The sequence below is a fragment of the Nocardiopsis sp. CNT312 genome (assembly GCF_000515115.1).
In the GTDB taxonomy this organism is placed as follows: Bacteria; Actinomycetota; Actinomycetes; order Streptosporangiales; family Streptosporangiaceae; genus Nocardiopsis.
This window is the reverse complement of sequence record NZ_KI911536.1, coordinates 397028-403132: the sequence shown is the minus strand read 5'-3', so window position 1 is coordinate 403132 and position 6105 is coordinate 397028. Positions and strand designations below refer to the sequence as shown.

General features: G+C 72.1%; 7 protein-coding genes. 3 read left to right on the top strand and 4 right to left on the bottom strand.

Annotated features, from left to right (window positions below; genetic code table 11):
- The first annotated feature begins 57 nt into the window (after positions 1-57).
- Positions 58-693 (top strand): ABC transporter ATP-binding protein, encoded by a 636-nt coding sequence (locus tag B042_RS0118815; protein WP_028647700.1) that lies wholly within the window; start codon positions 58-60, stop codon positions 691-693.
- A 37-nt stretch (positions 694-730) separates the two neighbouring features.
- Here the strand turns inward: B042_RS0118815 and B042_RS0118810 are convergent, their stop codons facing one another.
- The 3 genes from B042_RS0118810 to pabB all read right to left on the bottom strand — a co-directional run bounded on the left by B042_RS0118810 (position 731) and on the right by pabB (position 4989).
- Complete coding sequence (locus B042_RS0118810; protein ID WP_028649633.1) at positions 731-1429, bottom strand: metal-dependent transcriptional regulator; 699 nt, start codon at positions 1427-1429, stop codon at positions 731-733.
- A 195-nt stretch (positions 1430-1624) separates the two neighbouring features.
- A complete protein-coding gene (locus tag B042_RS0118805) occupies positions 1625-2743 on the bottom strand; it encodes a 5-methyltetrahydropteroyltriglutamate--homocysteine S-methyltransferase (protein WP_028649632.1) in 1119 nt (372 codons plus the stop codon).
- Positions 2744-2970: 227 nt separating this feature from the next.
- Positions 2971-4989, bottom strand: a complete 2019-nt coding sequence (gene pabB, locus B042_RS0118800; protein WP_028649631.1) for an aminodeoxychorismate synthase component I — start codon at positions 4987-4989, stop codon at positions 2971-2973.
- A gap of 175 nt (positions 4990-5164) precedes the next feature.
- Between pabB and B042_RS0118795 the strand changes: the two genes are divergently transcribed.
- Complete coding sequence (locus tag B042_RS0118795) at positions 5165-5353, top strand: hypothetical protein (protein ID WP_028649630.1); 189 nt, start codon at positions 5165-5167, stop codon at positions 5351-5353.
- Between the two features lie 67 nt (positions 5354-5420).
- Here the strand turns inward: B042_RS0118795 and B042_RS25925 are convergent, their stop codons facing one another.
- Positions 5421-5564 (bottom strand): hypothetical protein, encoded by a 144-nt coding sequence (locus tag B042_RS25925; RefSeq protein ID WP_155989214.1) that lies wholly within the window; start codon positions 5562-5564, stop codon positions 5421-5423.
- Between the two features lie 315 nt (positions 5565-5879).
- On the opposite strand from B042_RS25925, the gene B042_RS0118780 reads away from it, so the two are divergent.
- Positions 5880-6104, top strand: a complete 225-nt coding sequence (locus B042_RS0118780; protein ID WP_028649628.1) for an SHOCT domain-containing protein — start codon at positions 5880-5882, stop codon at positions 6102-6104.
- Position 6105 lies beyond the last annotated feature (1 nt).

The following is a 6105-nucleotide window of genomic DNA, read 5'->3' as shown; positions in this document are numbered from 1 at the left end:
CACTTCCACCGCCGTATCGTCCGTGAGGGCGCCGCCCAGGCCTGAAAGGGATCTGCCGTGATCACCGTCCGCGACCTGTCCAAGTCCTTCGGCGCCCGCACCCTGTGGCGGGGCCTGGACCTCGACCTGCCCCCCGGGCGGATGCTCGCCCTGACCGGCCCCTCCGGGGCGGGCAAGACCACCCTGCTCAACTGCCTGGGCCTGCTGGAGGCCCCCACCGGCGGCAGCATCAGCCACGGCGGACGCGACCTCACCCGCCTGCGGGCCGGCGGGCGGCGCCGCTTCCGCCGCGACCACCTGGGCTACCTCTTCCAGAACTACGCGCTGATGGAGAACGCCACGGTGCGCGAGAACCTGGACGTGGCCCGCCGCGACCGGCCCGCCCAGGCCGAGGCCCTGGAGCGGGTGGGGCTGGCCGGCCGCTCCCGTGAGCGGGTGCACCACCTCTCGGGCGGCGAACAGCAGCGGGTGGCCCTGGCCCGCCTGCTGGTCAAGCAACCGTCCCTGGTGCTGGCCGACGAGCCCACCGGCGCCCTGGACGAGGGCAACGGCCAGATGGTGGTCGACACCCTGCGCGCCATGGCCGCCGAAGGGTGTTCGGTGGTCATCGCCACCCACAACAGCGCCGTGCGCGAGGCCTGCGACACCGTCCTCGACGTCTCCACCCGGCAACCGGCCACCGAACGGGCCTGACCCCGGGCGGGACCCTGCCCGGGGCGCACCGGCCGGATCACGCTCCCCCCGGCTCGATCCACAGTGCCTCGGCGGCCACCAGCCCCAGGGAGCGGGGGCGTTCGTCCGCGCCCGCCCGGGCACGGACCACGATCTGGACCGAACCCGCGTAGGGCTGGCGCTCGACCACGGTGACGGTCATACCGATACCGATACCGATGTCGGCCAGGTAGCGCAGGAGTTCGGGGTCGTTGTCGTTGACCCGCACGACCACCCCGCTGGTGCCCTCCACCGCGTCGGACAGCAGCACCGACGCGCGTTCGGCGATGTCGCCCTCCGCGGAGGGGATGGGGTCGCCGTGCGGGTCGACGTCGGGGTCGCCCAGGTGGGCGGCGATCCGGTCGACGAACTTGTCCGAGACCACGTGTTCGAGGATCTCGGCCTCGTCGTGCACCTCGTCCCAGGAGTAGCCCAGTTCGGCGACCAGGTAGGTCTCCAGCAGCCGGTGGCGCCGCAGCACCGACAGGGCTGCTTTGGTACCGGCCTCGGTGAGGCTGACCGTGCCGTAGCGGCGGTGCTCGACCAGGCCCAGGTCGGTGAGCTTGCGCAGCATGCTCGACACCGAGGAGTTGGCCACCGACAGCCGCTCGGCCATACCGGAGATGGTCACCGGACCGGTTCCCCGCTCCTGGAGGTCGTAGATGACCTTCACGTAGTCCTCGGCCGAGGTGGACGGCCTGGTCGGTGTGTTGTCCATGGCGACAACCGTATCGCGGGCCCGGCGGCGCGGACCATCGTCGAAGCGGGCCCTGTGGACGGGCTGGGGCGGGCCCGTCGCTGGGTCCCCCCGCACGGACGAGGGTATGCCGAAGGCGGGGCACGCCGTTTTCCGCCCCAAGCACGACCGACAGGTGTTCGCGGGTGGTGGCGGGCGACGGACGTGCGGTGCCCGCTAGCCCCACACCTCCTCGGCGGTCTCCACGATCAGGGCGAGCTTGGCGACCTGCTCGTCGTAGGTGAGGCCGTTGCCCTCGACCGTGGGGGAGAACCCGCACTGCGGCGACAGGCACAACCGTTCCAGCGGCACGTACCGGGCAGCCTCGTCGATCCGGCGCTTGAGGTCGTCCTTGCTCTCCAGTTCGCCCTTCTTCGTGGTGACCAGGCCCAGCACCGCGTACTTGTCGCGGGGCAGGAACCGCAGCGGCTCGAACCCGCCCGAGCGCTCGTCGTCGAACTCCAGGAAGAACCCGTCGACGTCGAGTTCGCCGAACAGCTCCTCGGCGACGTGGTCGTAGCCGCCGCTGGCCGCCCAGGAGGAGCGGAAGTTGCCCCGACACATGTGCGTGGTCACGCGCATGCCCTCGGGCCGGTCGGCCAGGGCCGCGTTCATCTGCCGGATGTAGCGCACATGGATGTGGTCGCCGCCCTCACCGCGCCCGTCGATCATGTCGCGCTGGGCAGGGTCGTTGAGGTAGGCCAGGCTGGTGTCGTCCAGTTGCAGGTAGGTACAGCCCATCCGGCCCAGCGCCGCGACCTGCGCGGCGTAGGCTGCCGACAGGTCGTCCCAGAAGCGCTCCGGGTCGGGGTAGACGCCCGGGTCGATGGCGGCGGCCCCGCCCCGGTAGTGCACCATGCTCGGCGAGGGGATCGTGAGCTTGGGCGTGTTCCTGGTGACGGTCTTGGTGAGGAAGGAGAAGGCGTCGGCGAAGATGGTCCGCTCCAAGCGGACGGGTTCGGTGACGCGCAGCCCCGAGGGGGTGAACTCGACGTCCCCCCGCTCGTTGTGGAAGGTGACCGCGATCGGGTCCTGGACCTTGGACACGCCGCCGAGCCGGTAGATGAAGTCCATGTGCCAGGAGGAGCGGCGGAACTCGCCGTCGGTGGCCGACCGCAGACCCACGTCCTCCTGCATGCGCACCGCCTCGCGGACGCACTCGTCCTCGACCCCGCGCAGGTCCTCGTCGCCGATCGCGCCTTCGGCGCGCTCCCGACGGGCGTGCAGCAGCCGTTCGGGGCGCAGCAGGCTTCCGACGTGGTCGGCGCGGAAGGGCGGGACGGTGGTGGGGGCCATGGTGCGGCTTCCCTTCGTGGTGGGAACGTGGTGTCGGCGGTCGGTCCCGGGCTCGGTCACCCTCCCCTCCCCGCCGGACGGCGCGCGCCGCCACGCGCCCCGGACCCGGGGCGCGTGGCGGCATGGTTGCGAGTGAACGTAGGTGAGGCGCGTCACAAGGTCAAGGTCCCTGCGCCCTGGCGTATCCGGCACCCGTGGTGTAGGCGGCCCGCAAGGAAGGGCGAACCCTACCGTGCTCGGGCGGGCACCGCGGCCTTGAGCAGCATCTCGGCGTACTCGTCGCCCGGGTCGGAGTCCAACACGATCGCGCCGCCCGCACCGATGGTCACCTCGCCGTCGGCGCGCACGGCGGTGCGGATGACCACGCTCAGGTCGGCGGTCCCGGTGTGGGAGAGATAGCCCAGCGCCCCGGAGTACACCCCGCGTGCCGAGGACTCCAGCCGGTCGATGATCTCCATGGTGCGCACTTTGGGCGCGCCGGTCATCGACCCGCCGGGAAAGCAGGAACGCACCGCCTCCACGGTGGACACCTCCGGGCGCAGCCTCCCCCGGACCGTGGACAGCAGTTGATGGACGGTGGCGTAGGACTCGGTGTACATGAACGCGGGCACCTCCACGCTGCCCGTCTCGCACACCCGCCCCAGGTCGTTGCGGAGCAGGTCCACGATCATGAGGTTCTCCGCGCGGGTCTTGGGGTCGGTGCGCAGGTGCCGTGCGGCGCGTGCGTCGGCCTCGGGGTCGGCGTGGCGGGGTGCGGTGCCCTTGATGGGGCGGCTCTCGGCCGTGCGGTGGCCGTCCACGCGCAGGAATCGCTCGGGTGAGGCGCTCAGGACGCTCGCCCCGCCCAACCGCAGGAGGGCGGCGTAGGGGGCGGGACTGGCGGAGCGCAGGCGCCGGTAGGCGTCCAGGTCGCTGCCGGGGGCCTGGGGCAGGCGCAGGCGATCGGTCAGGCAGATCTCGTAGCTCTCGCCCTGCGCGAGGTGGCCCAGGCACTCCTTGATGTCGTCCAGGTAGCCCTGGCGGGGGCGTTCGAGGTGGTCGGGCAGGTGCAGGGCCGGCGGCGCGGGCAGCGGTGGCGGCAGGGAGGGCAGGCGGCGCAGGCGCTCCAGGGTGCGGCGGGCCCGGTCGCAGGCGTGCGCACCGGTGTCGGTGTGCACGGCGTAGGTGGTGTTCTCGGCGTGGTCGACGGCGGTGAAGCGGTCGCAGCGCATCCACACGGCGTCAGGCAGGGGTGAGGTGTGGGCCCGGGTGCCGCCGCAGTCGGCCTTGAGCTCGTAGCCGAGGTAGCCCACGTAGCCGCCGGTGAAGTCGAAGGGCAGCCCACCGGGGGGTGCGGTGCGGTCGGTGCGGCGCTCCAGTGCGTCGAAGATGGTGCCGGGCTCGCGGTGTTCGGCGCCCTCGGGGGTGCGCACGCGGGTGCCGCCCTCCCCGACACGGTAGGTGAGGATCTCGCCGGTGGCCGCTCCAAGGAAGGAGAATCGGGCCGGGCCCCGGGGGCGCGAGCTGTCCAGCCAGAAGGCGTGGTCGCTGTCGCCGTACAGGTGGGCGAAGGCGGCCTCGGTGTCGACGGCGCGGTCGAGCGTGTGCACGCAGGGGGTGGGCGCCGCGGGGCGGGGGGGTCTTCGCCGCGGGGCGGTGGCGGCCGCAACGGTCTCCCCGCCGGTGGCGCGGGGGCGGGCCAGGTTCAGGAAGTTGGCGATCAGGTCGCTTCCGTGGTCGCTGGAGACCGATTCGGGGTGGAACTGTACGCCCCAGCGGGGCAGGTGGCGGTGGCGCAGGCCCATGAGGACGCCGTCCTCGGCCCAGGCGGTGGCGGCCAGGGACGCGGTGAGGGGCTCGGCGACCGCCAGGGAGTGGTAGCGCACCGCCGTGAAGTGCTGGGGCAGGTCGGCGAACAGGTCCCGGCCGGTGTGGCGTATGCGGGTGAGGTGGCCGTGCCGGGGCTGGGGGGCGGTGGTGACGTCGGCTCCAGCCAGGTGGGCGATGGCCTGGTGGCCCAGGCACACGCCCAGCACCGGAAGGCGGGTGCGGGAGAGCAGTTCGGGTAGGCGCCCCAGGTCGCGGGGGTTCTGCGGGCGCCCCGGGCCAGGTGAGACGACCACCGCGTCGACCTCGTCGGGACCGAACCCGTCCCATCGGGGGTCGTCGTTGGTGAGGACTCGGGGAGGTGCGCCCAGGGCGTGTGCCAGGAGCTGGTGGATGTTGAAGGTGTAGGAGTCGTGGTTGTCCACGAGCAGGACACGCATCAGGGAACCTCGGATCGTCGGGCGTGGAAGGGCCTGCACCCGGCCCGGCCGAGGGGTGAGGCGGTGACCAGGGTATACGCCGCGTATTTCGGGGCGGCCCCATAGACGCGGGGGCTCATGGCCCCGATCGGCCGTGCTCGGTGTGCGGCGGTGGGCCCTTCGGTACCGTGCCCGTATGAAGCTGTGCAGGGTCGACCTCCAGCTCGTCATGGAGCCGCAACAGGAGAGGCGGTTCCGTGACGAGCACGGGCTCGGCGACGACGAGGATCTGGGACCGTACCTGGCGCACGTCATCCAGGAGCAATTGCGCCAGGTGGACCCGTTCTTCGAGTCGGTGCGGGCCGAACACGTCCGCCAGGACTGAGCGCGGGCCTCGGGCAGGGCGCGCCGCCTGCTGCAGGGGAACACCTGGCGCGGTCCGGGAGTGTTCGCTACGGTGCGTCCATGGCTTCGAGCGAGGACACCAGGATCGCCCCGTCGGGGATCTGCCGGATGGGCCACCACATGTGGGTGCACCAGCCGGCCGGTTCCAAGCGGCTGCTGTGCACCAGGTGCCGGTCGATGAGTATGAACAACTACGGTGCGGCGTGCCGACCCGACTGTACGGAGTGTCGCCCCCACGAGGTCGGACGGAACGCCTCGTAGCTGCGTGAGCTGATCGCCCCGCAGCGGGAGCACCGCCGGGTCCCGTTGGGGCCCTGCTGCCAGTCGTGCGCTCCGGCGGGGCAGTGGTCGGCCATGGCCACCTCCGCGGAGTGTGTGCCCACTGCAGGCTCGCGGCAACCTCCTGCTCCGTGCCCGCCAGACGGCCCCGTGGTGTCCGGCGCACCTGCCCGGGTACACCGGACACAAGGGCATTTCCCGCACCCTGATGTCTTCGGGAGCGCACCATGGCCTTCGTGATGAGCCTGTTCACGATCCTGCTGCTGACGGCTGTGGCCGTCACCGTCGTCCTGGCCACCTCCGGCTCAGGCCTGACCGGTCCGGGCGCCGACGCCGAGGAGGAGGCGCGGCCGCGCACGTCCGACCCCGCCTTGCAAGAGCTGCGGATGCGCTACGCGCGCGGGGAGATCGACCGTGAGGAGTACCTGGAGCGCCTCATCGACCTGGAGTAGG